Annotated in this window: 18 protein-coding genes, 2 rRNA genes and 1 pseudogene (1 of these 21 cut by a window edge); 17 read left to right on the plus strand and 4 right to left on the minus strand. The window is 42.2% G+C overall.

From position 1 onward, the window contains the following. The 7 genes from EJ103_RS06150 to ihfA all read left to right on the plus strand — a co-directional run. Positions 1–2,680, plus strand: a 23S ribosomal RNA gene (locus tag EJ103_RS06150); it begins 207 nt to the left of the window's first position. A 203-nt stretch (positions 2,681–2,883) separates the two neighbouring features. Then, positions 2,884–2,998 (plus strand): 5S ribosomal RNA (rrf, locus tag EJ103_RS06155). Between the two features lie 613 nt (positions 2,999–3,611). Then, positions 3,612–4,667 (plus strand): DUF2066 domain-containing protein, encoded by a 1,056-nt coding sequence (locus tag EJ103_RS06160; protein WP_126006547.1) that lies wholly within the window; start codon positions 3,612–3,614, stop codon positions 4,665–4,667. Beyond that, on the plus strand, positions 4,667–5,377 hold the full coding sequence (hda, locus tag EJ103_RS06165) for a DnaA regulatory inactivator Hda (RefSeq protein WP_004587231.1): 711 nt from the start codon (positions 4,667–4,669) through the stop codon (positions 5,375–5,377). The genes EJ103_RS06160 and hda overlap by 1 nt, the downstream gene beginning before the upstream one ends. 82 nt (positions 5,378–5,459) lie before the next feature. Continuing rightward, positions 5,460–6,440: a phenylalanine--tRNA ligase subunit alpha gene (gene pheS / locus EJ103_RS06170; protein WP_004587232.1), complete on the plus strand. Its 981-nt coding sequence runs from the start codon at positions 5,460–5,462 to the stop codon at positions 6,438–6,440. A gap of 15 nt (positions 6,441–6,455) precedes the next feature. After that, a complete protein-coding gene (gene pheT, locus EJ103_RS06175) occupies positions 6,456–8,843 on the plus strand; it encodes a phenylalanine--tRNA ligase subunit beta (RefSeq protein WP_054983636.1) in 2,388 nt (795 codons plus the stop codon). Between the two features lie 2 nt (positions 8,844–8,845). Then, positions 8,846–9,145, plus strand: a complete 300-nt coding sequence (ihfA, locus tag EJ103_RS06180) for an integration host factor subunit alpha (RefSeq protein WP_002960690.1) — start codon at positions 8,846–8,848, stop codon at positions 9,143–9,145. 89 nt (positions 9,146–9,234) lie between these two features. On the opposite strand, the gene EJ103_RS06185 is transcribed toward ihfA, so the two are convergent. Then, the gene (locus EJ103_RS06185) at positions 9,235–10,035 is read right to left on the minus strand and encodes a DUF2989 domain-containing protein (RefSeq protein WP_004587234.1); all 801 of its coding nucleotides are present in this window, start codon (positions 10,033–10,035) and stop codon (positions 9,235–9,237) included. A gap of 174 nt (positions 10,036–10,209) precedes the next feature. Here EJ103_RS06185 and EJ103_RS06190 point away from each other — a divergent pair, with 174 nt between their 5' ends. The 10 genes and pseudogenes from EJ103_RS06190 to ccoG all read left to right on the plus strand — a co-directional run bounded on the left by EJ103_RS06190 (position 10,210) and on the right by ccoG (position 23,350). Continuing rightward, positions 10,210–11,652 carry a glyceraldehyde-3-phosphate dehydrogenase gene (locus EJ103_RS06190; protein WP_004587235.1) on the plus strand — a complete coding sequence of 481 codons (1,443 nt, stop codon included), beginning with the start codon at positions 10,210–10,212 and terminating at the stop codon, positions 11,650–11,652. A gap of 316 nt (positions 11,653–11,968) precedes the next feature. After that, positions 11,969–13,096 carry a M14-type cytosolic carboxypeptidase gene (locus tag EJ103_RS06195; RefSeq protein WP_004587236.1) on the plus strand — a complete coding sequence of 376 codons (1,128 nt, stop codon included), beginning with the start codon at positions 11,969–11,971 and terminating at the stop codon, positions 13,094–13,096. Positions 13,097–13,254: 158 nt separating this feature from the next. Then, a complete protein-coding gene (locus EJ103_RS06200; protein ID WP_126006549.1) occupies positions 13,255–14,922 on the plus strand; it encodes an AGCS family amino acid carrier protein in 1,668 nt (555 codons plus the stop codon). A gap of 59 nt (positions 14,923–14,981) precedes the next feature. Then, positions 14,982–15,308 carry a hypothetical protein gene (locus EJ103_RS06205; protein WP_004587238.1) on the plus strand — a complete coding sequence of 109 codons (327 nt, stop codon included), beginning with the start codon at positions 14,982–14,984 and terminating at the stop codon, positions 15,306–15,308. A 1-nt stretch (position 15,309) separates the two neighbouring features. Next, positions 15,310–15,591 carry a DUF1315 family protein gene (locus tag EJ103_RS06210; RefSeq protein WP_004587239.1) on the plus strand — a complete coding sequence of 94 codons (282 nt, stop codon included), beginning with the start codon at positions 15,310–15,312 and terminating at the stop codon, positions 15,589–15,591. After that, on the plus strand, positions 15,581–18,262 hold the full coding sequence (locus tag EJ103_RS06215) for a DUF349 domain-containing protein (RefSeq protein WP_126006550.1): 2,682 nt from the start codon (positions 15,581–15,583) through the stop codon (positions 18,260–18,262). Before EJ103_RS06210 ends, EJ103_RS06215 begins: the two co-directional genes overlap by 11 nt. A gap of 93 nt (positions 18,263–18,355) precedes the next feature. Then, complete coding sequence (locus tag EJ103_RS06220) at positions 18,356–18,913, plus strand: DUF1439 domain-containing protein (protein WP_004587241.1); 558 nt, start codon at positions 18,356–18,358, stop codon at positions 18,911–18,913. Positions 18,914–19,028: 115 nt separating this feature from the next. Next, positions 19,029–20,347: pseudogene (locus tag EJ103_RS06225) on the plus strand (AarF/ABC1/UbiB kinase family protein). A gap of 57 nt (positions 20,348–20,404) precedes the next feature. Next, complete coding sequence (locus tag EJ103_RS06230; protein WP_126006552.1) at positions 20,405–21,823, plus strand: sigma 54-interacting transcriptional regulator; 1,419 nt, start codon at positions 20,405–20,407, stop codon at positions 21,821–21,823. Between the two features lie 144 nt (positions 21,824–21,967). Then, a complete protein-coding gene (ccoG, locus tag EJ103_RS06235) occupies positions 21,968–23,350 on the plus strand; it encodes a cytochrome c oxidase accessory protein CcoG (RefSeq protein ID WP_126006554.1) in 1,383 nt (460 codons plus the stop codon). Between the two features lie 18 nt (positions 23,351–23,368). Here ccoG and EJ103_RS06240 read toward each other — a convergent pair whose 3' ends face one another. The 3 genes from EJ103_RS06240 to EJ103_RS06250 all read right to left on the minus strand — a co-directional run bounded on the left by EJ103_RS06240 (position 23,369) and on the right by EJ103_RS06250 (position 25,593). Then, positions 23,369–23,779 carry a hypothetical protein gene (locus tag EJ103_RS06240; protein WP_126006555.1) on the minus strand — a complete coding sequence of 137 codons (411 nt, stop codon included), beginning with the start codon at positions 23,777–23,779 and terminating at the stop codon, positions 23,369–23,371. Between the two features lie 250 nt (positions 23,780–24,029). Further along, positions 24,030–24,944: a M14 family metallocarboxypeptidase gene (locus tag EJ103_RS06245; RefSeq protein ID WP_126006557.1), complete on the minus strand. Its 915-nt coding sequence runs from the start codon at positions 24,942–24,944 to the stop codon at positions 24,030–24,032. A gap of 64 nt (positions 24,945–25,008) precedes the next feature. Beyond that, positions 25,009–25,593, minus strand: a complete 585-nt coding sequence (locus tag EJ103_RS06250; protein ID WP_096041935.1) for a hypothetical protein — start codon at positions 25,591–25,593, stop codon at positions 25,009–25,011. Positions 25,594–25,639 lie beyond the last annotated feature (46 nt).

Below are 25,639 nucleotides of genomic sequence, written 5' to 3' on the forward strand. Positions count from 1 at the left end.
TAGGAAAAGAAATCAACCGAGATTCCGATAGTAGCGGCGAGCGAAATCGGAACAGCCCTTAAGCTTATTATGTGTTAATGGAAGGCTCTGGAAAGTGCCACGATACAGGGTGATAGTCCCGTACATGAAAAGACATTTTAAGTGAAATCGAGTAGGTCGGAGCACGTGAAACTTTGACTGAATATAGGTGGACCATCATCTAAGGCTAAATACTCCCAACTGACCGATAGTGAACCAGTACCGTGAGGGAAAGGCGAAAAGAACCCCTGTGAGGGGAGTGAAATAGAACCTGAAACCGTGTACGTACAAGCAGTAGGAGCCTACTTGTTAGGTGACTGCGTACCTTTTGTATAATGGGTCAGCGACTTATATTTTGTAGCGAGGTTAACCGATTAGGGTAGCCGTAGGGAAACCGAGTCTTAACTGGGCGAATAGTTGCAAGGTATAGACCCGAAACCCGGTGATCTAGCCATGGGCAGGTTGAAGGTTGAGTAACATCAACTGGAGGACCGAACCCACTAACGTTGAAAAGTTAGGGGATGACCTGTGGCTAGGAGTGAAAGGCTAATCAAACCGGGAGATAGCTGGTTCTCCCCGAAATCTATTTAGGTAGAGCCTCGGACGAATACTTACGGGGGTAGAGCACTGTTAAGGCTAGGGGGTCATCCCGACTTACCAACCCTTTGCAAACTCCGAATACCGTAAAGTAATATCCGGGAGACACACGGCGGGTGCTAACGTCCGTCGTGAAGAGGGAAACAACCCAGACCGCCAGCTAAGGTCCCAAAGTCATAGTTAAGTGGGAAACGATGTGGAAAGGCCCAGACAGCCAGGAGGTTGGCTTAGAAGCAGCCATCCTTTAAAGAAAGCGTAATAGCTCACTGGTCGAGTCGGTCTGCGCGGAAGATGTAACGGGGCTAAACTATGCACCGAAGCTGCGGATTCATCTTAGGATGAGTGGTAGGGGAGCGTTCTGTAAGCGGTTGAAGGTGTACCGGGAGGTATGCTGGACGTATCAGAAGTGCGAATGCTGACATGAGTAACGATAATGCGGGTGAAAAACCCGCACGCCGGAAGACCAAGGGTTCCTATCCCATGTTAATCAGGGTAGGGTAAGTCGACCCCTAAGGCGAGGCCGAAAGGCGTAGCCGATGGGAAACGGATTAATATTTCCGTACTTGGTATAATTGCGATGGGGGGACGGAGAAGGCTAAGCAAGCATGGCGATGGTTGTCCATGTGAAAGTGAGTAGGCTAGCGACTTAGGTAAATCCGGGTTGCTGTTAGGCTGAGACACGAGACGAGCACCCAAGGGTGTGAAGTTGCTGATGCCATACTTCCAGGAAAAGCCTCTAAGCTTCAGATTATACCGAATCGTACCCCAAACCGACACAGGTGGTCAGGTAGAGAATACTAAGGCGCTTGAGAGAACTCGGGTGAAGGAACTAGGCAAAATCGTACCGTAACTTCGGGAGAAGGTACGCTCCTATCTGTGATGAGACTTGCTCTCTAAGCGGACGGGAGCCGCAGTGACCAGGTGGCTGGGACTGTTTATTAAAAACACAGCACTGTGCAAAATCGCAAGATGACGTATACGGTGTGACACCTGCCCGGTGCCGGAAGGTTAATTGATGGGGTTAGTTTTCGGACGAAGCTCTTGATCGAAGCCCCGGTAAACGGCGGCCGTAACTATAACGGTCCTAAGGTAGCGAAATTCCTTGTCGGGTAAGTTCCGACCTGCACGAATGGTGTAACCATGGCCACGCTGTCTCCACCCGAGACTCAGTGAAATTGAAATCGCAGTGAAGATGCTGTGTACCCGCGGCTAGACGGAAAGACCCCGTGAACCTTTACTACAGCTTGGCACTGAACATTGAACCTACATGTGTAGGATAGGTGGGAGACTTTGAAGCAGCGACGCTAGTTGTTGTGGAGTCGTCCTTGAAATACCACCCTTGTAGTTTTGATGTTCTAACGTTGGCCCCTGAATCGGGGTTACGGACAGTGCCTGGTGGGTAGTTTGACTGGGGCGGTCTCCTCCCAAAGAGTAACGGAGGAGCACGAAGGTTGGCTAAGTACGGTCGGACATCGTACGGTTAGTGTAATGGTAGAAGCCAGCTTAACTGCGAGACAGACACGTCGAGCAGGTACGAAAGTAGGTCATAGTGATCCGGTGGTTCTGAATGGAAGGGCCATCGCTCAACGGATAAAAGGTACTCCGGGGATAACAGGCTGATACCGCCCAAGAGTTCATATCGACGGCGGTGTTTGGCACCTCGATGTCGGCTCATCACATCCTGGGGCTGAAGTCGGTCCCAAGGGTATGGCTGTTCGCCATTTAAAGTGGTACGCGAGCTGGGTTTAGAACGTCGTGAGACAGTTCGGTCCCTATCTGCCGTGGGCGTTTGAGAATTGAGAGGGGTTGCTCCTAGTACGAGAGGACCGGAGTGAACGAACCGCTGGTGTTCGGGTTGTCATGCCAATGGCATTGCCCGGTAGCTACGTTCGGAACTGATAAGCGCTGAAAGCATCTAAGCGCGAAGCAGGCCTCGAGATGATTTCTCACTAGACTTTTAAAGTCTCTGAAGGGCCGTTGAAGACTACAACGTTGATAGGCAAGATGTGGAAGTGGTGTGAGCCATTAAGCTAACTTGTACTAATTACCCGTGAGGCTTAACCATACAACGCCAAACGCGTTTTGTGACAGAAACAAGCGACAGAAGTTAATAGCTAGAGTAGATAAATACTTAGACTTAAAAAATATTATCAGATATTTTCCAAATTAATGAGGTGACTCTTAGCGCGTAGCGTTAACATTGAGGCACCTTGCGCAAAGAAAATAATAGCACTACGTGCTTATCATTACTCCTTTGCACCTAATTTGCTTGGTAACCATAGCGTTTTGGACCCACCTGACCCCATGCCGAACTCAGTAGTGAAACGAAACAGCGCCGATGATAGTGTAGCATTTGCTATGTGAAAGTAGGACATTGCCAGGCTCCAAATAAGAGAAACCCGTTACAGCGATGTGACGGGTTTTTTGCTATCTGGGTTTTAATAAATAGCCAATAGCCCATGCCAAGCTCAGTATTCAAACAAAACAGCTCGAAGGGCGAGCCCAGCCAACGATAGTGTCCCATTTGCTATGTGACTCTCTACCGCTGTGGGCACTACGACATCGCCAGGCTCCAAATACAAGAAAGCCCGACTCGAAAGAGCCGGGCTTTTTTACGTCCGCAGAAAAGTGAAATGCGTACACGTAATACACACTCTGATCAACACCTATCACGTAGGTTGGGTGAGCGAAGCGACACCCGACGCTAAAAAACATCGATTTATAGTGTTCTTATTTCATGAGTGGGATTACCAGATATTACTCACAAAGTCTCCACCACCACCGTAGCGTGGGTTGAGTATCACGAAACCCGCGGATAAGGCTCACCTCACCAATAACAACCCATTTTACATATAGCTAAGTAGCAGTTTATTTCTGTATTTAAGCTTTAAGATGAACAATATTTATTCAACATAGCTGGATTACAAATATAATTTTGCTTTGTTACTGGCTTTGATTTAGGATCAAAATAGTTTAAAACCAAGAACTAATAGCCAGTGTATAGATTATTAATTAGTGCCATATCATTTATATTTTGTTTCTCTGTGTCGGCAGTTGAAGTAACTGATCTGTATCAAGATATATTAAAAGTCGATGATAAAAGTCGAGACACGCGTTTAGCCGCTAGCCGCAAAGCATTACTCAATGTATTAGTAAAGGTAAGCGGGGATGAATCTGCTGATCAAAATAGGCTTGCTCAACAACGCACCAAAAACATTTCAGATTACATGCTCAAGTTTGAATACGACGAAAAAGCGAATGGACAGCTTAATCTAGTTGTTAAATTTGAAGCGCGTAAAATAAATGAATTAATTAAAGAATTAAATTTACCTCTTTGGGGCGTCCAGCGCCCATTAGTTGCTATTTGGTTAGGTATTGAAGATAACTGGCGTAGAGAGCTTGTTACGCAAGAAAGCTACCCTCAGTTAGAGCAGCTTATATATGACAAAGCCGGTCGACGTGGTTTACCCGTTGTAGTGCCGCTATTAGATTTACAAGACAGACGTTTGGTTGGCATTCCTGAAGTATGGGGTAATTTTTCAGAGCCTGTTGAAGAGGCCTCGCGCCGTTATAGTGCAGAGCGAAGCATTACAGCAAGAATGTATCAAGAGCCCGACAGCGAAACCTGGATTTTAGACTGGCGTTTTACTAATGACGATTTATTTGATTCAAACCGACTTGAAGGTGATAAACAACAAATAGTAGGCCAGATGATAGACAGCTTAGCGTTGGGGTTAGCCAATGAATACGCTATCGACCCTAACGCGTATTATGAACAGGCAGCGGCTACGTTCACCTTAAAAGGCACTCAAAGCTTTGTCGATATAGAACTTGCAAAGCGTCGTCTACAAAGTTTGAGTGTAGTGACGCAAGCAACAATAATGCGCAAAACCCCAGAATTTGTTGAGTTTAAGCTTAACCACACCGGCAGTGTGGGCGATCTTAAAAAAGGCCTTGGCCTTGATAGTGCCTTTAGAGATTATCTTGACCCTCGCGCATTTTACCATGTTGTAGATAAAAACAGTCTTGAGTATCAGTGGGTCGGTGAGTAATGCTAAGTGCTGAGCCTATGCAAATGGCACTTCCAGTCACCTTGCCTGATGATGAAACATTTGCATCTTATTTTGGTGGGGAAGACTCTTTAGAGGTAAACCACCTTAAAGCGAGCTTTTCAAAGCTTGCCAACAAATTTCAGTACACTTATTTGTGCGGCTTAGGCGATTCTGGTAAATCCCACTTATTGTACGCAACCTGCATACAAGCCCAAGAGCGTGGCTTGTCAAACATGCTGTTGTCTATGCGTGAAGTTATCGACTTTGGCCCTATGGTGTTAGATGGTTTAGAAGCACTTGATGTACTATGTATTGATGATGTGCACTTAGTCGCTGGCAATGACGCATGGGAAAAAGCTCTTTTTAACTTTTTTAATCGCTTTAACGAGCCCGGAAAAATGTTAGTGGTTACGGCCGATTTGCTCCCTGACATGCTTAATATCACCTTGCCCGACTTAGAGTCTCGGCTAAAGTGGGGAACCACCTTTCAAATTCGTTCAATGAGTGATGATGATAAAGCACAAGCACTGGTTAAGCGAGCGCATATGCGTGGGCTTGAACTAAGCGATGAATGCGCGCGCTTTTTATTGACTCGCTTGAGTCGTGATATGCGTGCTTTATTAGACGTATTAGACAAATTAGATCACGCATCAATGGCCGCTCAACGAAAATTAACAATTCCCTTCATAAAATCAACGTTAAAGCTGTAGTAGGTCTAGAATCTAGACCCTGCTTTCAGTTATCATTAGTCAACAAAATTGTAATCACCTTCTGTGAAAGATCAGGTATCGAATGAACTTAGAAAATATTTTAGCGCAAGCACTTGAGGCAGTTGCCAGTGCCAGTGAAATCGCGCAACTAGAAGAGATCAGGGTTAATTACCTTGGTAAAAAAGGCGAAATCACAAGCTTACTTAAAACACTGGGTAAAATTGCTCCTGAAGAACGCAAAGAAGCAGGCCAAGTAATTAACCAAGCTAAGCAAGATGTACAAGCTGCCATTAACGAAAAGCGTGAGCTTTTAGCAAGTAAAGCGCTTGAAGAAAAGCTAGCAGCTGAAACAATTGATGTAACTTTACCAGGGCGCGTAATGCCTACAGGTGGCCTTCATCCGGTAACACGCACAATCGAGCGTATAGAAAGCTTTTTTGGCGAGCTAGGTTTTGAAGTTAAATCAGGCCCAGAAGTAGAAGATGATTTTCATAACTTTGATGCGCTAAATATTCCTGAGCATCACCCAGCGCGTGCTGATCACGATACCTTTTATTTTAATCCTAAGTTAGTACTGCGTACCCAAACAAGTGGTGTGCAAATTCGTACTATGGAAACAGAGCAACCGCCACTGCGAATTATTTCGCCAGGTCGAGTATATCGTAACGACTACGACCAAACGCATACTCCAATGTTTCATCAGGTAGAAGGTTTAATGGTTGATACTGATGTAAGCTTCACAGAGCTTAAAGGTATTTTACACGACTTCTTACGTAACTTTTTTGAAGAAGACATGGAAATTCGTTTCCGTCCTTCATTCTTCCCATTTACAGAGCCTTCAGCTGAAGTAGATGTTATGGGTAAAGACGGTAAATGGCTTGAAGTATTAGGTTGTGGCATGGTTCACCCTAACGTACTTAAGTCAGTAGGTATTGACCCAGAAAAATACACAGGTTTTGCATTTGGTATGGGCGTAGAGCGCTTAACCATGCTGCGCTACGGCGTAAACGACTTACGTGCATTTTTTGAAAATGACTTAAAATTCCTAAACCAGTTCCGTTAAGAGTGAAAATATAAAATGAAATTTAGTGAAAAGTGGTTAAGAGAGTGGGTAAATCCTGCTATCGATACGCAAGCTCTTTCGGAACAGCTTTCTATGGCTGGCCTTGAGGTTGACGCAGTTGAGAGCGCGGCAGCGGATTTTAACGGCGTAGTGGTTGGTGAAGTTGTTGAGTGCGCACAGCACCCAGATGCAGATAAACTTCGCGTTACTAAAATCAATGTAGGTGGCGATGAGCTACTTGATATTGTGTGTGGTGCGCCAAACTGTCGCCAAGGCATTAAAGTCGCTGTTGCAACAGTGGGCGCTGTTTTACCGGGCGACTTTAAAATTAAAAAAGCCAAATTACGCGGTCAGCCATCACACGGTATGCTGTGTGCCTTTGTTGAGCTAGGTATTAGCGAAGAAGGCGACGGCATCATGGAATTGCCAAGCGATGCGCCAATTGGTACAGACCTGCGCGAATACTTAGGCCTTGATGACAACATAATTGATGTTGATTTAACGCCAAACCGTGGTGATTGCTTGGGTATAAAAGGCCTTGCACGCGAAGTAGGTGTATTAAACAGCGTTGATGTAAACGAGCTACAAATTCCAGCTGTTAGCGGCACTATTGACGATGAAGTATCTATTGAACTTGTCAATTCTGACGCGTGTCCGCGTTACTTAGGGCGTGTAATCAAAGGCATTAGCCTTGATGCAGAAACACCGCTTTGGATGGTTGAAAAGCTTCGCCGTAGTGGTATTCGCTCAATTGACCCTGTTGTTGATGTTACTAACTATGTATTACTAGAACTTGGCCACCCAATGCATGCATTTGATTTAAATGCAATTGAAGGCGGCATTAAGGTTCGCAGTGCCAATGCAGGCGAGGAGTTAGTATTGCTTGATGGTAATACTGCAAAACTGAACGAATCAACACTTGTGATAGCCGATCATAATAAAGCACTTGCAATTGCCGGTATTTTTGGCGGTGAGCAATCAGGTGTTACAGAAAAAACGTCTGATATTTTATTAGAAAGCGCGTTTTTTAACCCAGTCGCAATTGCAGGTCAAGCCCGTAGTTACGGCTTACATACCGATGCATCACACCGCTATGAGCGTGGCGTAGATTTTACCCTGCAACACGATGCAATGGAGCGTGCAACCGCTTTATTACTTGATATTGTTGGCGGTGAAGCAGGCCCTGTTGTAGAAGCTGTAGCTGCTGATAAACTGCCAAAAGTGACAGAAGTACGCCTACGTCGTGCGCGTTTAGACCGTGTAATTGGTCATCATATTGACGATGCGAAAGTGACTGATATTCTGACTCGTTTAGGGTTAGACGTTAAGTTTGAAAACGATAGCTGGAGCGCTGATATTCCTAGCTACCGCTTCGATATTCGTATTGAAGAAGACTTAATTGAAGAAGTTGCTCGTGTTTATGGTTACAACAGTATTCCAAATGTTGCGCCAACCGCAAAGTTAAAAATGACCACACATGACGAGTCAACAATTGCGCTAAGTAAGTTTCGCAATACGTTAGTGACACGTGGCTACCAAGAAGCAATTACGTACAGCTTTGTAGACCCTAAAGCACAAGCTATTATACACCCACAAAGTAATCCGCTTATACTGCCGCACCCAATTTCAATTGAAATGTCGGCTATGCGTGTAAGCTTAATGCCAGGGCTTTTAGCATCGGTTGCGTATAATCAAAACCGTCAACAACCACGTATTCGTTTATTTGAGCATGGTCTTAAATTTATCAGCGACGACAGTGCAGAAAATGGTCTGCAGCAAGTCCCTGTCATTGGCGGTGTGATCACTGGCCTTGCACACGGCGAGCATTGGGTTGAGCAAAAACGCAACGTTGATTTTTACGACTTAAAAGGTGATGTTGAAGCCTTATTAGCAATCACCAACGATACAAGCCGTTTTGAAATTAAAGCAGAGCAGTCAGACGGTTTACACCCAGGCCAATCAGCAGTTATTTATGTTGAAGGTAAAAAGGTAGGATTTTTTGGTGCTCTTCACCCTCAAGTGCAAAAATCGTTAGATATCAATAACGCAACTTTTGTATTTGAAATAGAAATGTCTGCAATAGAAAAAAGAAATTTACCGCAAGCTGTAGGGGTTTCAAAATTCCCATCAAACCGCCGCGACATCGCGATTTTAGTGGCTGATAGCGTTAATTCAGGTGATATTTTAAGCACAATAGAAAAAGTTGGCGGAAATCAATTGGTTGACCTAAACTTATTCGATGTGTATAAGGGCAAAGGTATTGAGCCAAATTATAAGAGTTTGGCGATTGCTCTAACACTGCAGGCGGTTGATAGAACACTCGAAGAGAAAGATATCAATCTGGTAGTTGATAACGTGGTGGCCACATTGGCCGAAAAGTTTAATGCATCGTTGAGGGACTAGATATGGCGCTTACTAAAGCCGACATAGCTGAACACCTATTTGAAAAGCTCGGGATCAATAAAAAAGATGCCAAAGATTTAGTTGAAGCGTTTTTTGAAGAAATCCGCTCAGCGCTTGAAAAAGGCGAGCAGGTTAAGCTCTCTGGATTTGGTAACTTTGATCTTCGTGATAAAAAAGAAAGACCAGGCCGTAACCCGAAAACAGGAGAAGACATTCCTATTTCGGCGCGCCGCGTGGTGACCTTTAGACCAGGTCAAAAGCTTAAAACCCGTGTAGAAGTGGGCACAAGCAAAGCAAAATAAAAAAGGGCAGCGTAAGCTGCCTTTTTTATTTAAAAAACCATCTGGCATCATGTTTTAAAACACATTTATTGCCAGGGGGTTTTGCTTACCTAAAATTCTCGCGGCGATACAAACTCACCGTTTTGTATTTGTTCATACGTTTGTTGAGCAAGGGCATCAAGCGCATCTAAATTTTTACCATCGCTCATCAGTTGGTGCTCAATGGGTAGTAAATCTATATTCTCAATGCCAGCGCTTTGCGCCACTTTCGAAAAAATGTAAGCGTGCTTATATTTATCATGTTTATAAAACAAGCTGATTAACGAGGTATACACTTCAGGGTTTGGCTGTTGCCCTTGTTTATTTAGCTCAAGCGTTTTATATAGCAAATCAATTGTTTTTTCATCGTCAAACTTAATGTAATAAGAAGCTAGATAAAACTGCATTTCTGCACTGTTGGTTACGCTTTCATCATTTTCCATTGCAAGTAAACGAGTCAGCGCACTTTGCTCATTGTTACGTGACCAATGATAGTAAAGCAAACCTGGGTGGTTAGTGTTTTTTGTGTCTTGATAAAGTCGGGTCATCTCTTTAATGCTAGTAAGCTGACCTTCAATACGCGATGTTGTTTTAGACTTTAGTTTAATATGTTCTATTTTTGCGGCTAAAGTAATACATTGATTATACGACTCAAATCCCTTAAGCAATTGGTATTTGTTTTCATCTGTGGGTTTTTTATATTCTATATAGCGTTTTAAAATAACCTCAGAGCGCTCATTTTTACAATGGCTATCTTTATTTAAATCACTACAAAAGCCAGGTGTTTCTTTACATACCTGAGCGAGAGTCAGTGGTTCTTCGCATCCTGTTAACGCTAGCATTGTTAGTATTGCGCTTGCTCTTAAAACCATCCCTTAACCTCAAATGAATATATACATTACTATTCTAGCGCAATCATTTGTGCGCTAACAGTAGAGAATAACTTTAGATTAACTTAGAATAGCCCTGCCTGAAGTGCATTACTCTCAAAATCTAATGCATTTTTAAAGGCTATCCGTTCAAAATGATTAAATTAGGTAAATAAAATGACCTCATCTCACGAATTAGAATATACAAATAGTTGGCAAGAACGCCAAGATTACGCTGAAAGCATGCAACCTATCATTGGTAAGCTTTATCGTAACCGTGGCATAGAAATCGCTGTATATGGCCGTCCTCTCGTTAATGCCAGTACTATCGATATTATCAAATCACACAAAACTGTAGCGCAATTTGAAGGCACTAAATTACGTTTACGCGAAAGCTTTCCGTTTTTAGAGGCCATTAGTAAAATGGAGCTAAACTCAGCACGTATTGATATTGGTAAACTTGCTTATAGCTATTTGTACAGCGATGCTGCTAATGGCCGCACAGTTGATGAATTTGTTAAAGACGAATTAGCCGAAATTGCAGACTCACCAGCCAAAGAGCCGCGTGATGTTGTATTGTATGGCTTTGGTCGTATAGGGCGTTTGTTAGCACGTTTACTAATCGAAAAATCAGGCCCTTATGCCGACTTACGTTTACGCGCAATTGTGGTGCGTGGCGGTAAAGAAGGCGACCTTGAGAAACGTGCAAGCTTACTGCGTCGCGATTCAATTCATGGTCCATTTAATGGCTCAATCACAATTGACACGCAGCGTAATGCAATTAAAGCGAATGGCAGCTACATCCAAGTGATTTATGCTAACTCGCCAAGTGAAGTTGATTACACCGCTTACGGTATCGAAAATGCACTCGTAGTTGATAACACGGGTATTTGGAAAGACGAAGCAGGCCTTGGTCAGCACTTAGAGTCTAAAGGGGCTGCAAAAGTACTATTAACAGCACCGGCTAAAGGCAACATTAAAAACATTGTTTATGGTGTAAATAACCAAGACATTAAGCCTGAAGATAAAATCGTGTGTGCAGCAAGCTGTACCACCAATGCGATTACGCCAACCCTTAAAGCATTAAACGATAAGTTTGGTATTAATAACGGCCACGTAGAAACCGTACACTCTTACACAAACGATCAAAACCTTATTGATAACTACCACAAAGCAGAGCGTCGTGGACGTGCTGCTGCACTCAATATGGTAATTACCGAAACAGGCGCAGCTAAAGCGGTATCTAAAGCGCTTCCTGAGCTTGAAGGTAAGCTAACAGGTAATGCGATTCGTGTGCCTACACCTAATGTGTCGCTTGCTATATTAAACTTAAACCTTAATAGCAGCACCTCTGTTGAAGAGCTAAATGCGTTTTTACGCGAAACAGCACTGCATTCAGAACTGCGTGACCAAATTGATTACACCGCATCAACCGAAATCGTATCTACCGATTTAGTCGGTAGCCGCTACGCAGGTGTTGTAGACTCACAAGCAACAATTGTTGAAGGTAACCGTGTTGTTTTATACGTATGGTACGACAATGAATTTGGCTACAGCTGCCAAGTAGTTCGTTGTATGCGTGATATGGCTGAAGTTGCTTTCCCAAGCTTACCTCGCTAATTTAAACGCAATTATACTAAGCCAGCTTTTTTGCTGGCTTTTTTAGTCGCGTTATATTTTTAAAGTGTACCCTGTGTGGTAGGCTTTAATTATTGAAATGCTTATTTGATTTCATTCAATAATGCATTTTACTATTTAACCTGCAATCTGCTTGAGATAGCTCAATTATCCACAGTACAGGTTTTAAATAGTGTCAGTTCTGCACTTTTAGGCCGCTCTTTTTTGTAATTTAGTGACCAAAAATAGAGTCAATTTAATCCAAAATATCAACGTGCCTAACAAAGCAGATAAACTTATTCTACCTTAAGGTTTTTTCATGAAAATCAGCAGCAATTTTGATAGTGGTAACATAAAGGTTATCGAAGCCAACGATCCGTTAAATATTCAATTAGAGATAAACAACGATCACCAGTCTGAATTTTACCAGTGGTTTCACTTTCGTCTAGAAACAACGCCTTATCAACTGCATAAGTTAAACATTAATAATTTAGAAAATTCTGCCTACCCAGATGGATGGGAAGGCTACCAAGCTGTTGCCTCATACGACCGCCAAACATGGTTCCGTGTGCCTTCAAATTACGAAAATGGCACGCTTACCTTTGAACTAGAGCCTGAATGCCCCAGTGTATATTTTGCTTACTTTGCGCCATATAGCTACGACCGTCATTTAGATTTATTAGCCTGGGCGCAAAGCGAAGAGCTTTGCCAATTACAAACATTAGGTGAAACACTTGATGGCCGTGATATGAGCGTGCTTAAAATTGGTCAGCCTAGTGAAGATAAAAAAACAATCTGGATCACAGCGCGCCAACACCCAGGCGAAACTATGGCAGAATGGTTTGTAGAAGGGCTATTACACAAACTACTAGATGATGAAGACCCGCATGCCGCTGCTCTTTTATCAAAAGCTGTATTTTATGTAGTACCAAACATGAACCCAGATGGCAGCGTACGTGGACACCTTCGTACTAATGCAAAAGGTGTTAACTTAAACCGTGAATGGCAAACGCCTAGCATGGAAAATAGCCCAGAAGTGTATTTAGTACTGAATAAAATGCGCGAAACTGGCCTCGATATGCATTTAGATATACACGGTGATGAAGCTATTCCTTATAACTTTGTGGCAGGCAGTGAAGGTATTCCAAGCTACGATGACCGCTTAAAAGACTTAGAAGATAGCTTTAAAGCAGCGCTACTTACTATAACGCCAGAGTTTCAAGATGAGCACGGTTACGATAAAGACGAGCCGGGCAAAGCTAATTTAACAGTTGGCTCATCTGCAACGGCAGAAGAATTTAAAGCACTTACTTACACAATTGAGATGCCTTTTAAAGACAATAACGACTTACCAGACCCAGATTACGGCTGGTCAGACCGCCGCTCGTATCAATTTGGTCAAGATACTTTAGCGGCAATCGTAAATGTCGTTGATAAATTAAGATAAATTAGTATAAGGTAAGGGCAACATTAAAATGTTGCCCTTTTTTATTACAAAATTAACAAATAATAAAAGTGCGCAATAGCTTAGTTATCGTATTACCTAGCTCTGAGTAAGTAATAAACAATCAACAGTCTCAAATAAAATAATAAGAGGTATTTAGCGTGGATGCATTCGGACAACTTTTAGATAGCCTAGATGGCATGTTAGGGGGCGCAGTTTGGTTTCCCTATGTGCTGCTAGGAGTCGGTCTATTTTTTACTATTTATTTAAAGTTCCCACAAATTCGTTATTTCAAACATGCGTGTAAAGTAGTTACAGGCAAATTTGATAAAAAAGGCACCGAGGGTGACACAACTCATTTTCAAGCACTGGCTACTGCGCTCTCTGGTACGGTAGGTACAGGTAACATTGGAGGGGTAGCCTTGGCTATTTCTATTGGTGGCCCCGCGGCATTATTTTGGATGTGGATGACGGCATTTTTTGGTATGACCACCAAATTTGTAGAAGTTACGCTTTCACATAAATACCGCGAAAAAACCCAAGATGGCACCATGGCGGGTGGCCCTATGTATTACATGGATAAACGCCTAAACATGAAGTGGCTTGCTATTTTATTTGCCGTTGCCACTGTAATTAGCTCTTTTGGTACGGGCAGTTTGCCACAAATTAATAACATAGCGCAGGGTATGGAAGCCACATTTGGTTTTGCACCTATGGCAACCGGTGCTGTGTTATCTATTTTACTTGCGTTGGTTATTTTAGGTGGTATTCGTCGTATTGCTGCTATTACATCACGTGTTGTGCCCATTATGGCCGTGATTTATATCATAGGTGCGTTAGGTGTTATTTTTTATAACATTGAAAACATCGGCCCTTCGTTTGCGTCAATATTTGTTGATGCATTTACAGGCTCTGCTGCAGCCGGTGGCTTTTTAGGTGCCTCTTTTGCGTATGCATTTAACAGAGGTGTAAACCGTGGCTTGTTCTCAAATGAAGCCGGTCAAGGTTCTGCACCCATTGCCCACGCATCTGCAAAAGCTGATGAACCTGTGTCTGAAGGCATGGTGTCAATTTTAGAGCCGTTTATCGATACCATTATTATTTGTACATTAACAGGCTTAGTTATTTTATCGTCGGGTGTGTGGAATGAAAAATTCGAAACACATTTTGAACGATCGTCAATGAGCATTATTAAAGGTGACTACTCAGAAACCAACGAAGCGCAGCGCCAAGAGCTATACAATTACCTAAACGGTAACGATAGCAAGGTAGAGCTATTCAACGGCAACATTGATGTAGTTAATGGCGAACCAACAAGTAATGGCTTTACCGTATTACATTCACGCTCAATTGGTGAAGACATACGTTTTGGTATTACCGACAAACATAAGTACACAGGTATTGTTGAAGTTAAAAGCGGCATGCCAACCGACGACAGCATTAGTTTAATAGGTAAATCGTTAGTGCACTCAGCAGAGCTGACAACTAAAGCGTTTACCCGAGGCTTTTTTGGTGATAGCGGCCAATACATAGTATCGATAGGCTTATTGTTATTCGCGTTTTCTACTGCCATTGCGTGGTCGTACTACGGCGACCGTGCCATGATTTACTTACTTGGTAATCGCTCAGTTATGCCGTATCGCGTATTTTATGTTGCTGCGTTCTTTTGGGCTTCGTTTGCCGATACCACTTTAGTATGGAAATTAGCAGCCGTTGCAATTGTAGTTATGACCTTGCCTAACTTATTTGGCATTATGTTATTGCGCAAAGAAATGAAACAATCCGTAGATGACTACTGGGTTAAATTCAAAAAAGACAACGAGCAATAAAACAAGTACAATAAAAGGCGCCGCAAGGCGCTTTTTTTATGCGTAGTATGGAGAGTAGTATGGCGATTATTCATTGCCCCAAATGTGCAAAATCAATTTCAGATAAACATCAGCAGTGTCCGCATTGCAATAGTAACATTGGCGCGCTTAACTCTGAGCAGGTACAACAGCTTCAGCGCGAACAGCGAATTAAAAAACAGCAAATGTTTATGAACCATTCTTTCTTGGCGCTCATACTATTTTTAGGTGGCTTTTTTTGCTTATACTTTTTACAACCCGCAAAAGAAACCCTGCAATGGTACGCGTATACAGTAGCGATTGGTGTTGGCTGTATTTGGTACTTAGTAAACCGCGTTATTTTAGTGACTCTAAAAAAGAAAAGATGACATGAATATTGACAACCTTGTACAAAATATAACCCCAGAATTATTTGAGCGTTTACAGTACGGTGCTTCAACCGGTAAATGGCCCGATGGCACGCCGCTCTCAGATGAGCAAAAGCAACAAACGGTGCAACTTGTTATGCTTTACCAAGCTAAAATAGCGCAATCAAACGAGCAATTTACCATTGGCGCTAATGGCGAAATGATCCAAAAGACAAAAGCACAACTACAAAAAGAATTTAAATCAGAAAACGAAATAGCTAGGTTTAGTGAACATGATCTTTAAACACCTTTTTACACCTAAGTGGAAACACCCAAAGCAGCAAGTTCGTCTAGACGCAATTGAAAAACTTGATGTAGAGCGCGACGCATCAATTTTAAGCACATTAGCGCTGGAAGATAACTCAGCCGAAATACGCCGCAAAGCATTACAAAAAGTAAATAACTTACCACTGTGGTGGAAAGCCTATAAACAAGATCACGCGCTAAAAGATGTAGCCGAAATACAAATTTCAAACGCAGTGTTAAACAACGAAAGTGCACTGAGCACGCAAATTAAAAGTGAGTATATAGACCGTTTTGCACCGGTTAAAACACTAGAAAAACTCGCCTTTGCAGAGAAAGAACTACAAGTACGCGTTAAACTTTTAAAGCGCTTAGCTAATCCTAAATTAATTGAAAAAGCGTTTAAAGAGGGCAGCGAAGAGCTTCAAAGCCAACTTGTAGAGCTCGTTATAACGCATCAACTTATTAAGCCATTAGTAAAGCATGCTAAAGGCGATGCCAAGCAGCAGCTTGAGCAACACATTGAAAACGAACGCTTAGCGATTGAAATGCCCGCTCAGGTAGAGAGCGCAACGCGCGTTATTTTAGCTAAGCTAAACGCCCTGCGAGATAAAAACGATTACGCCATAGTAAACCCACAAGCCGGCGAATTAATGGCGCAGTGGCAAGCACTTGAGCTTAAATGGTTAAGCGAAGAGCACGTTAAAGAGCTAGATAAAAAATACATCAGCATTACCGATAAACTCGATGCGCATATTGCTACGTTAAAAGCTCAGCACGAGCAACAACAGCAGCGTTTAGCCGAGCAACAACGTCAATTATTAGCCCTGGCAACACTTGAGGCATTGAGCGAAGAAATAGAAAACGCGTTGCAATTAGGCTTAGAAACCCCGGAGCAAATTCAGCAAGATTGGTTAGAGGCTAAAGTAGCGCAAGCTAAGCAAACGTTAACCGATGCCCAACACGGCGATAACGCACAAACTAAGCAAGTTATTACAAAGCTTGAAAAACTATTCAATCAGGTGGCTAAACTACCAGAGCTTAGTAGCGCAATTGCACAGTATAAAATTGCTTTTGAACAGCTTAAAGAAATTGAGCCTGCACAGCAGCTAGCTGATTACGATGATGTTTTAACTCGTTTTAATAACGCATTTAAACATACTCGTAGCCATTTAAATGTGGTTGATGGAGCATTGCAGCAAAACTTTAAATCGCAATTAAATACGCATAAAAAGCAGTTTTTAGCGCAAATGAGTGAGCTGACAAAACCGCTTGAAAAAAATCAAAGCACAGCCAAACGTAAAGCACGCGATGTAAAACGCCTTATTGAGCAAGGCCGCTTTAATGTTGCTTTTGGTGTATTTAAAGGCTTTGAAGAGTTGTTTGATAAGTTAACACCGCAATTTCAGCAGCCACTCGTAAACTTAAAAGCCGATTTAGAAGCACAACTTGCAGAAGCAAAAGATTGGCAAAAATACGCAGCCGCACCAAAACGCGAAGCCTTACTTGAAGAAGTGGCCGGATTAGTCGACCAACCGTGTGACGACCCACAACATCGCGCTGAGCAAGTTAAAGCATTTCGTAAGCGTTGGAACGAGCTTGGCCGTTTAGATACAGAGCAAGAAAAACAACAAGGTGAGCAGTTTGATAGCAACATAGAGCTGTTGTTTGCACCGTGTCGTAGTTACTTTGCCGAGCAAGAAGTGGCGCGCGAAGCTGCAAAAGCCCAGCGTGAAGTACTGATAAACGATATGCAAGCACTAAGCGAGCAAGACACCGCTATTGAAAGCTTTGATTGGAAGCAGTTTGAAAGCCAATACAACCGTTTAAATAAAGCGTGGCGTAGCGTAGGTAAAGTTGACCCTAAAACATACCGCGTATTAAACGAAAGCTTTAAAACACAGCAGCAGAGCGTACTTGCTATATTAAACGCGTACCATAAAGGTAACGCAGCACAAAAAAATGCCTTAGTGGAGCGCGCCTCAGCGCTTTCGCAAAGTGAAGATTTAGCTGCAGCATGCCAAGAGTTAAAGCAATTACAACAGCAATGGCAAAGTATAGGTTTTGCAGGTTTAAAAGCCGAAAATGCGCTGTGGCAAAAGTTTCGCCAGTATAACGATGAAACCTTTAGCAAACGTAGCAGTGAGTTTGAGCAGCAAAAGCTGGCTCAAAACGAAACAGATAAACAAGCTGCAATAGAACTGGCTGAGCTAGAAAGTGCCCTTGAGCAAGTAAATCAAAAAGCCCAATTGCATGACCTAGAAACCAAAGTAAAAGGCTACGCGCAATATAAATCGCTTGCGTCAAAAGTGGCAGCATTATTAAGTGCTATTGACGAAAAGCTAGCTTTACTTACAAGCCAAGCGCAGCATGCGCAATTTGAAGCGCTGATCACTGCACTTGAAAACAACGATGTAGTGCCAAGCCAATTTCAAGCTCCGTTAGCGACGTCGCTTAGTAGTGAACAGCTTATTACAAGAATGGAAATTCTTGCCAATGTAAGCTCGCAAAATGCAGCGCTTAGAATGGCAGAGCAAGTAGCCATGCTTGATGATAAACACCGTGGTGAGCATGCTGATTTAAACTATTATTTAAAGCAGCTATTAGCGCTCAGTAAGGGTTCAGTTGAGCCTGACACACTAGCTAAAATTAAAACTATTTTTACAGCATAATATGTAATTAACTTGTATTAAATACAGGTATTACATAATAAAAGCCGCTGTTTAAGCGGCTTTTTTATAATTACAACGAGGATAAAGGTTAGCATGAGAATTTTATTACTGTTTTTAACCACACTATTTTTAAGCGCATGTAATTCTACACAAGGCGTGTCTGTTTACTCATTTACCAGCTCAGAAGTAGAAAGTGTGCTAGGTAAACAGTTGCCTAAGTTAAGCGAAAAGGTGAGCTTAATGGGGCTGCCAGTGCAGTTTGATGTAAACGATTTAAGTGTAAATATTGGTCCAGATAACCGTGATGTAGTAGTACTTGGTGCAGACTCAAGTGCAGAAATAAATGCATTTGCACTAAAATACCCAGTACGCTTAAAGCTGCAAATTGAAGGCAGCCCGTTTTACGACAGTGAAAAAAAAGCCGTGTTTTTACGCAATGTTAAACTATTAGATTCGAGTGTGGATGCTGGTGGCTTTAAAGGTAATTTAGCGGCGCTTGATAATGAAGCAATGGAAGTAATTAATGCTTTTTTAGCCCTCAACCCTGTTTATACATTAAATATGGATGACCCTAAAATGATGCTGCTAAGCAAATTACCCCTTGATATGAAAGTGGTTGAAGGGGCAATTAAATTAGTACCGCGCCTTTAATATACAGCACACTGCTTGCGATAGTTTTATTACCAAAACGTTTGGTTAATTAGATCGAGCCCAGTAAAATATACGTATTAATTAGCCTGTTTCTAAGGCTAATTAGGTTTTTATAATGGCAGCTTCGCGCAGCATACCTACCTCAAGACTCTCTCGATTTGCAAAGCTTGGCTCCTTAGCCGGTGGTGTTGCAACCAACATGCTTATAGATGGCACTAAAAGTGCGCTCTCGGGTAATGGTTGGAATAATAAAGCTTTACTCTTACAACCTAAAAACATAGAAAAACTAGCTGTTCAGCTAGCACACCTTCGTGGTGCTGCCATGAAACTAGGGCAATTATTGTCTATGGATGCTGGCGAGCTATTAAGTCCTGAGCTTACTCAATTACTCGCATTGCTTCGCGCTGATGCAAACCCAATGCCGCACAATCAATTAGTTAAGGTACTTAAAAGTGCATGGGGTGAAGAGTGGCTTAATCGTTTTTCGCATATTGAACTTAGGCCATTTGCAGCGGCGTCTATTGGCCAAGTGCACTTAGCTTATCAAGAAAATGGTGAAAAGCTGGCGGTAAAAATTCAATACCCAGGTATAGCGCAAAGTGTACATAGCGATGTAGACAATGTTATTGCACTATTAAACATTGCGCGGTTAATCCCTAAAGAGCTTGATATACAGCCACTCATAAATGAGGCTAAAGCGCAGCTACTTGCCAGGCTGATTATGAACGCGAGGCACACTACCTTAAAAGATACGGTGAGTTGCTAAGCCAGCACGTTAATTTTAAAGTACCTAAAGTATATGGCGTTCACAACACTAAACGCATTTTGGCAATGGAGTATGTGCAAGCAACGCCTATAGAAGCGCTTAGTAATTTACCTCAAGGTGAGCAAAATAACATTGCAGCTAGGCTCATAGATTTATTTTTTAAAGAAATGTTTGAGTTTAAGCTAATTCAAACCGATCCTAACTTTGCTAATTTTCATTATCAGACTCAGAGTAAGCAAATTGTGTTATTTGACTTTGGGGCAACCCGAGAGATCTCGAGTAAATTGAGCAAGGCTTACCTGTCACTATTTATTGCAGGCACTGAAAACAATAGGGCGGGCGTGTTAAGCGCAGCTCGCGAAATAGGTTACTTTAAAGATACCCTACTAGATTCTTACAAAAGCCATGTTATTGATTTGTTTTTAATGGCGTGTGAGCCGCTAAGAACCACTGGCGAGTTTGATTTTAAAAACAGCCCATTAGCAACAAATATTAAAAGTGCAGGGCTAGAGCTGAGCGCACAGTCACAGCAATGGCATACACCGCCCGTTGATGCGTTGTTTATTCATCGTAAGCTAGCTGGGCTTTATTTAATTGCGGCAAAGTTAAATGCAAAAATAGATATTAACGCTTTATTTAAGCCTTATATTAAAGGCCACTTTATTTAACTGTTTAGCGCGTCACTTTATGGCATAATAATCGTGATATTTCGCGAGGATGATGCAATGATAAAACAATTTTTAAATGACCCCAAACTTTTACTTAATGCAGTAGGAGAGGGCATTTACGGCTTTGATTTATCGGGCAATGCGGTGTTTGTTAATCCAGCCGCTGAACGAATGACAGGCTGGAAAGCCCAAGAATTGTTGGGCAAAAAAATACACCAGTATCATCATCACAGCCACGCCGACGGCTCTCCTTATCCAGCCGATGAATGCCAAATATATTGCACCATGTTTGATGGCAAACGCCGCGAGGTTAAAAACGAAGTATTTTGGCGCAAAGACGGCACCTCGTTTGCAGTAGAATACACATCAACCCCCGTTTACAGGCAAGGTGAGTTAATTGGTGCGGTCGCGGTATTTCGCGATATATCGGCGCAGCAGCAAACCCAAAACGAACTTAAGCAAGCGCTTGAGCAAGTTAAGCATTTAAGTGAGCAGCTTCAAGATGAAAATAACTACCTAATTGCAGAGCTTAACGAAGACTGGCAAGACTCAGGTTTAGTTGGCCAAAGCCATGTTTTTCAAGCTATGTTGGCGCAAATTAAACTCGTTAGCGAAACCGACAGCACAGTATTAATTTTAGGTGAAAATGGAACAGGCAAAGAGCTGGTGGCGCGTAACTTACACCGGTTAAGTAAACGCAGTAATCAAGCTTTTATAAAAGTGAACTGCGCAGCGTTTACGCCAAGCTTGTTAGAGTCTGAATTATTTGGCCACGAGCGCGGTGCGTTTACCGGTGCAAACGAGCGACGTAAAGGCCGCTTTGAACTGGCCGACAAAGGCACACTGTTTTTAGACGAAGTTGCTGAGCTGCCATTAGAAGCGCAAAGTAAATTGCTACGGGTATTACAAGAGCAAGAGTTTGAACGGGTTGGCGGTAGTACTACGCTTAAGGTAAATATTAGAGTATTGGCAGCAACCAATCGCGATTTATGGCAAATGGTGCAAAAAGGCACCTTTCGAATTGATTTATATTACCGCCTTAATGTGTTTCCTATTAAAGTGCCTGCGCTTAAAGAGCGCAAAGAAGACATTCCTTATTTATGCACCAATTTAATTACTCAACTAAATAAACGCTTAGCAAAGCAAATAAAAGGGGTGAGTAAAAAAGCGATTAGCCAACTACAAGCTTATGATTGGCCTGGTAATATTCGCGAGTTACAAAACGTACTAGAGCGCGAAGCTATTTTAACTAAACATACTGTCCTTAAACTGAGTCAGCCATTGCATGGCGATGCAAGCACAACTGTAAATACATCACTTACGCTTGCAGAGGCGCAAAAACAGCACATTATTGCGGTGCTTGAATTGTCACAGTGGCAAATATCTGGCGATAAAGGCGCTGCTTGCAAATTAGGCCTGCCCGAGAGCACTTTGCGCTCAAAAATGCGCAAACTAGGAATAAGCAAAAATACGTGATATATCGCGGTATTCGTTAAATATCGCGAATGAATTTTATTGCTAATTTATAAATATATTTAATATCAATTGCTTAATTAAAGTTTCAGCTTGGTCTGAAAGTTGCAAAAGTAGCATTAATACCGTCACTATTAAGTAGCTACTATGAAGTTTGATATTAAAGAAGAAGATATGATCATCAAGCCCTATAACACACCAGGGCCTATTTATATTCGTGAGCAAAAAGGCTTTTACCAACAAATACGCCGTAACCTTGGTTGGTTACTTATGCTTATGTTTATTGCCATTCCTTGGATTCAATACAAAGGTGAGCAAGCCGTACTACTTGATGTAGCCACGCAAAAGTTTACTATTTTTGGTTTAACCTTACTGCCGCAAGACTTTATGATTTTAGCGCTGCTATTTATGGTAGGCGCGTTTGCTTTGTTTTTTGTCACGAATTGGCTTGGCCGCGTGTGGTGTGGTTATACCTGCCCCCAAACAATCTGGATGTTAATGTTTAGTTGGGTTGAGCAACGTATAGAAGGTACTCGTAATCAGCGTATAAAGTTAGATAAATCGCCATGGAGTACATTAAAGTGGCGTAAAAAAATAACAAAACACGCTGCGTGGCTTGTTATATCGCTGCTTACTGCAACGTCGTTTATGGCGTATTTTATTCCCGCTAAAAGTTTATACCTTGAAATGTTTACCTTACAGTGGTCGGGCATTACCAGCTTTTGGGTGTTTTTATTTGCATTTTGTACTTATGGAAATGCCGGCTTTTTACGCGAAAAAATGTGTAATGTGGCGTGTCCGTATTCTCGCTTTCAATCGGTGATGTTTGATAAAGATACATTGGTAGTGAGCTACGATGCAAAGCGCGGTGAAAACAGAGGCCCTCGTAAACGTAAAGCTGATCCTAAAGCCCTTAATTTAGGCGACTGCGTTGATTGTAATTTATGTGTAGAGGTATGCCCCGCGGGCATAGATATTCGTAACGGTTTGCAATACGAGTGTATAAATTGTGGCTTATGTATTGATGCCTGTGACGACACTATGGATAAATTTGGCTATCAAAAAGGGTTAATTAAATATGCCAGCGAAAAACAGCTAGAAGGTAAAAAAACCAATCCATTTAGGCTTAAATTAGTGGGGTATGGTGTATTAACAGGGGTATTACTTATTTCTATGATTGCGTGGGTATTGCAACGTACGCCAATAGAGGCATCGGTACTGCGCGACAGAAACGCATTATACCGTGTAAATTATGAAGGCTTGATAGAAAACCCATACACACTCACTATTATCAATAAAACCCAGCAGCCATTGCACTACGGCGTAGCCATTGAAGGCCTACCTGTGGCCACACTTAGTGCGCCAAGCTCTATTTTGGTATTGCCAGGAGTGATGAAAAAAATTCCGGTTACAGTCACCGCCGATGGCTACGACATAGCAACAAAAGTGACCCCAGTTAGCTTTGTTATTACCGCTGTAGAAAACCCTGATATAGCGATTACTAAAACAAGCCAGTTTTATAAAAACTAGCAATGGCTTGGGCTAAAGTTAGCTAACGCCATTATTTAATTGCGATGAAATAAAACGTTTTGCAGCATCTAGGTTATCAAATAAACATTGGTTAAAATCTACATCGCGTTTAGCGTTTTGCATTATTCGCTGCATTTGGCTTATAGCAATAGGGGAGGTGAGGACAAATGCACTTATCAAGCAGTTAGTGTGCTGCATATGTGTGCTTATGGCGACCATTTCTTGCTCTGCATCGGGCGTAGCTGCAAGTACACACGATGAGTCGCTTATGTAACCCCATTGCTTACCTTCAAATTCAGCCACTTTATCAAAAAGGGCGGTTTTAAAGTTGGCCAATAGCTCTAGGTCTAAATTTCCGCTAAATTGGGCAATAACTATATTGCCCTCAACGGATAAAGTTACCTCAGCATGCTTATTTTTATACTTCATTGTAGGTTCCTAATTTTAATTAGTTTATAACTTATACCAATTTGCTTAATTAAGTTAGCTTTCTTGAGGCTAGAAAACGGGTTGATAGCTTGGCAAAAAATTCGCTATTTAGTTGTTCTTGGCAATTGATCCTGCATTGCTATACCTTCTGCATCCATGCAGTCGTAAATGAGCATTTTGTAACGAAGGTAGCGACACGTTCAGCCCCGCAAAATGATTAAGTATTATTGCACATGGGTATTAAAAGCCACTAAAGTGACTTTAAATAATCTAACGCGCCGGTAATAACAGCAACTTGCGCTTGAGTACACTGCTCATCTGAGGCACTTGGGCTATCTGGGTATACTTCGGTTGTCGTTACATAAGGGGCATTAGTAAAGCCCATGCATAAGCCCAATTCGCGAGCGGCGTAATTTATAACGCCAAATTGCTCCTGCGGTACACCAATTAATTGATTGTTTTCGTCACTGGGGGCAATGTGCGTCACCTTCTCAACACTATTTAAAATGGCTTTTTGAAACTCAGGTGCTGGTTTTTTGCTATCAGCCACTAAATAAAAACCATCTGGTATGTTCCAGTTGGTGTTAATTTTACCATCGCGCGCCGCCAAAGCGGGTCTAAATTCACTGTTGTCTGTGTCTGTGGTTTCGTGCAGATCAATATGCGCAACTAACTCAGTGTTAAGCGAGGCTACATATTTCATTATAGCTGCAGATTCTTGGGCAGGGCTGTTATCGTAAAAAGAGCGATTTGGATCAATAGCTTCTGGGTTCCAGCGGTTTATGGTTTCAAAACCCCACGGGCTAATACAAGGCGCAATAATAAAGTTAAAACGCGTTGTATAAGGTGCAACAGCGGTTTGAGCAAATGCCAGCGCACCCATAACGCCGCTTGTTTCGTAGCCGTGCACACCCCCAGTAATTAACACGGTAGGGCGATCACTTTGCCAATTTTTACTTTTAAATAAATAAAGTGCAAAGCTAAGTGGCGAATAATTTAATTCGCCGTACTGCTCAACATCTAAAAACTCATTAGGCTGGGTAATTTTACTTACTATGAGCTGGTTATAATCGCGCTTTTTTTGTTGAAGTTGTAACCATGCTGCTTTGTCACTGTCGTTCCATGGTTTATTAGGGGTACCAATTGGGTATAAAGTGTCGCTCATTGTGTGCCTTTAACTTGTCGCTTTATAAAGGCGTTAGCTTATCGCTGCAATTAACAGCCTGCAACTAGAAATGCTCAGTTACACCAGCCGTGTTTTCGTACAAGGTGGCGTTTTCACGTTTATGTTTTTCAAATAAATACTCACGTAATGCCTCTTTACCACTTTTGATACTGATAATTTTTGCGGCATAGCCTAAATTAGTTTTACGGACTAAATCTATAAGTAGAGTGACTTTTTTCTTATTGGGTAGTTTAAACGTAATATGTTGCGCGTGGGTAAGGCTATAGCGATGATCGCGCGGCTTTAATAGCACGCCACTGCTAGAGAGCGAAAGCACATAAAAGCGCTCGCTTTGTAAATGCAGGTCTGAATAACGCCAGCTTCTGTCTACACCTTCGGTATCAATTACCTCAGGCGCACTCAGTACGGGGTTTAAGTAGCCGTCATCGTTGAGCTTAAACTCAAGCGGAAACCACAACTGATAATGGCCCACCTCAGCTAACATGGTTAATTTAGCGTGAGACAACAAACCTTTTAGTGTATCTGGCAAAGCCGTTTTTAAGCTAAGCTGCGAGTTATCGTTTGTATTGTCCTTGTTACTGCCTACAACAGACGAAATAAAACTTAACTCTTCCTTAGTTAAATCCATATTATTTCTCGTTTAATAAAAGCTTCACATTAAACCAATAGTGCAA

It is taken from the genome of Pseudoalteromonas sp. Xi13, assembly GCF_003952205.1.
Taxonomy (GTDB): Bacteria; Pseudomonadota; Gammaproteobacteria; order Enterobacterales; family Alteromonadaceae; genus Pseudoalteromonas; species Pseudoalteromonas atlantica.

What these genes read in the sequence shown, in the direction of transcription:
- hda (WP_004587231.1), top strand. Translation starts at nt 4,667, where the DNA reads ATGCTAAGTGCTGAGCCTATGCAAATGGCACTTCCAGTCACCTTGCCT.
- pheS (WP_004587232.1), top strand. Translation starts at nt 5,460, where the DNA reads ATGAACTTAGAAAATATTTTAGCGCAAGCACTTGAGGCAGTTGCCAGT.
- pheT (WP_054983636.1), top strand. Translation starts at nt 6,456, where the DNA reads ATGAAATTTAGTGAAAAGTGGTTAAGAGAGTGGGTAAATCCTGCTATC.
- ihfA (WP_002960690.1), top strand. Translation starts at nt 8,846, where the DNA reads ATGGCGCTTACTAAAGCCGACATAGCTGAACACCTATTTGAAAAGCTC.
- EJ103_RS06185 (WP_004587234.1), bottom strand. Translation starts at nt 10,035, where the DNA reads ATGGTTTTAAGAGCAAGCGCAATACTAACAATGCTAGCGTTAACAGGA.
- EJ103_RS06190 (WP_004587235.1), top strand. Translation starts at nt 10,210, where the DNA reads ATGACCTCATCTCACGAATTAGAATATACAAATAGTTGGCAAGAACGC.
- EJ103_RS06195 (WP_004587236.1), top strand. Translation starts at nt 11,969, where the DNA reads ATGAAAATCAGCAGCAATTTTGATAGTGGTAACATAAAGGTTATCGAA.
- EJ103_RS06205 (WP_004587238.1), top strand. Translation starts at nt 14,982, where the DNA reads ATGGCGATTATTCATTGCCCCAAATGTGCAAAATCAATTTCAGATAAA.
- EJ103_RS06210 (WP_004587239.1), top strand. Translation starts at nt 15,310, where the DNA reads ATGAATATTGACAACCTTGTACAAAATATAACCCCAGAATTATTTGAG.
- EJ103_RS06215 (WP_126006550.1), top strand. Translation starts at nt 15,581, where the DNA reads ATGATCTTTAAACACCTTTTTACACCTAAGTGGAAACACCCAAAGCAG.
- EJ103_RS06220 (WP_004587241.1), top strand. Translation starts at nt 18,356, where the DNA reads ATGAGAATTTTATTACTGTTTTTAACCACACTATTTTTAAGCGCATGT.
- EJ103_RS06230 (WP_126006552.1), top strand. Translation starts at nt 20,405, where the DNA reads ATGATAAAACAATTTTTAAATGACCCCAAACTTTTACTTAATGCAGTA.
- ccoG (WP_126006554.1), top strand. Translation starts at nt 21,968, where the DNA reads ATGAAGTTTGATATTAAAGAAGAAGATATGATCATCAAGCCCTATAAC.
- EJ103_RS06240 (WP_126006555.1), bottom strand. Translation starts at nt 23,779, where the DNA reads ATGAAGTATAAAAATAAGCATGCTGAGGTAACTTTATCCGTTGAGGGC.
- EJ103_RS06245 (WP_126006557.1), bottom strand. Translation starts at nt 24,944, where the DNA reads ATGAGCGACACTTTATACCCAATTGGTACCCCTAATAAACCATGGAAC.
- EJ103_RS06250 (WP_096041935.1), bottom strand. Translation starts at nt 25,593, where the DNA reads ATGGATTTAACTAAGGAAGAGTTAAGTTTTATTTCGTCTGTTGTAGGC.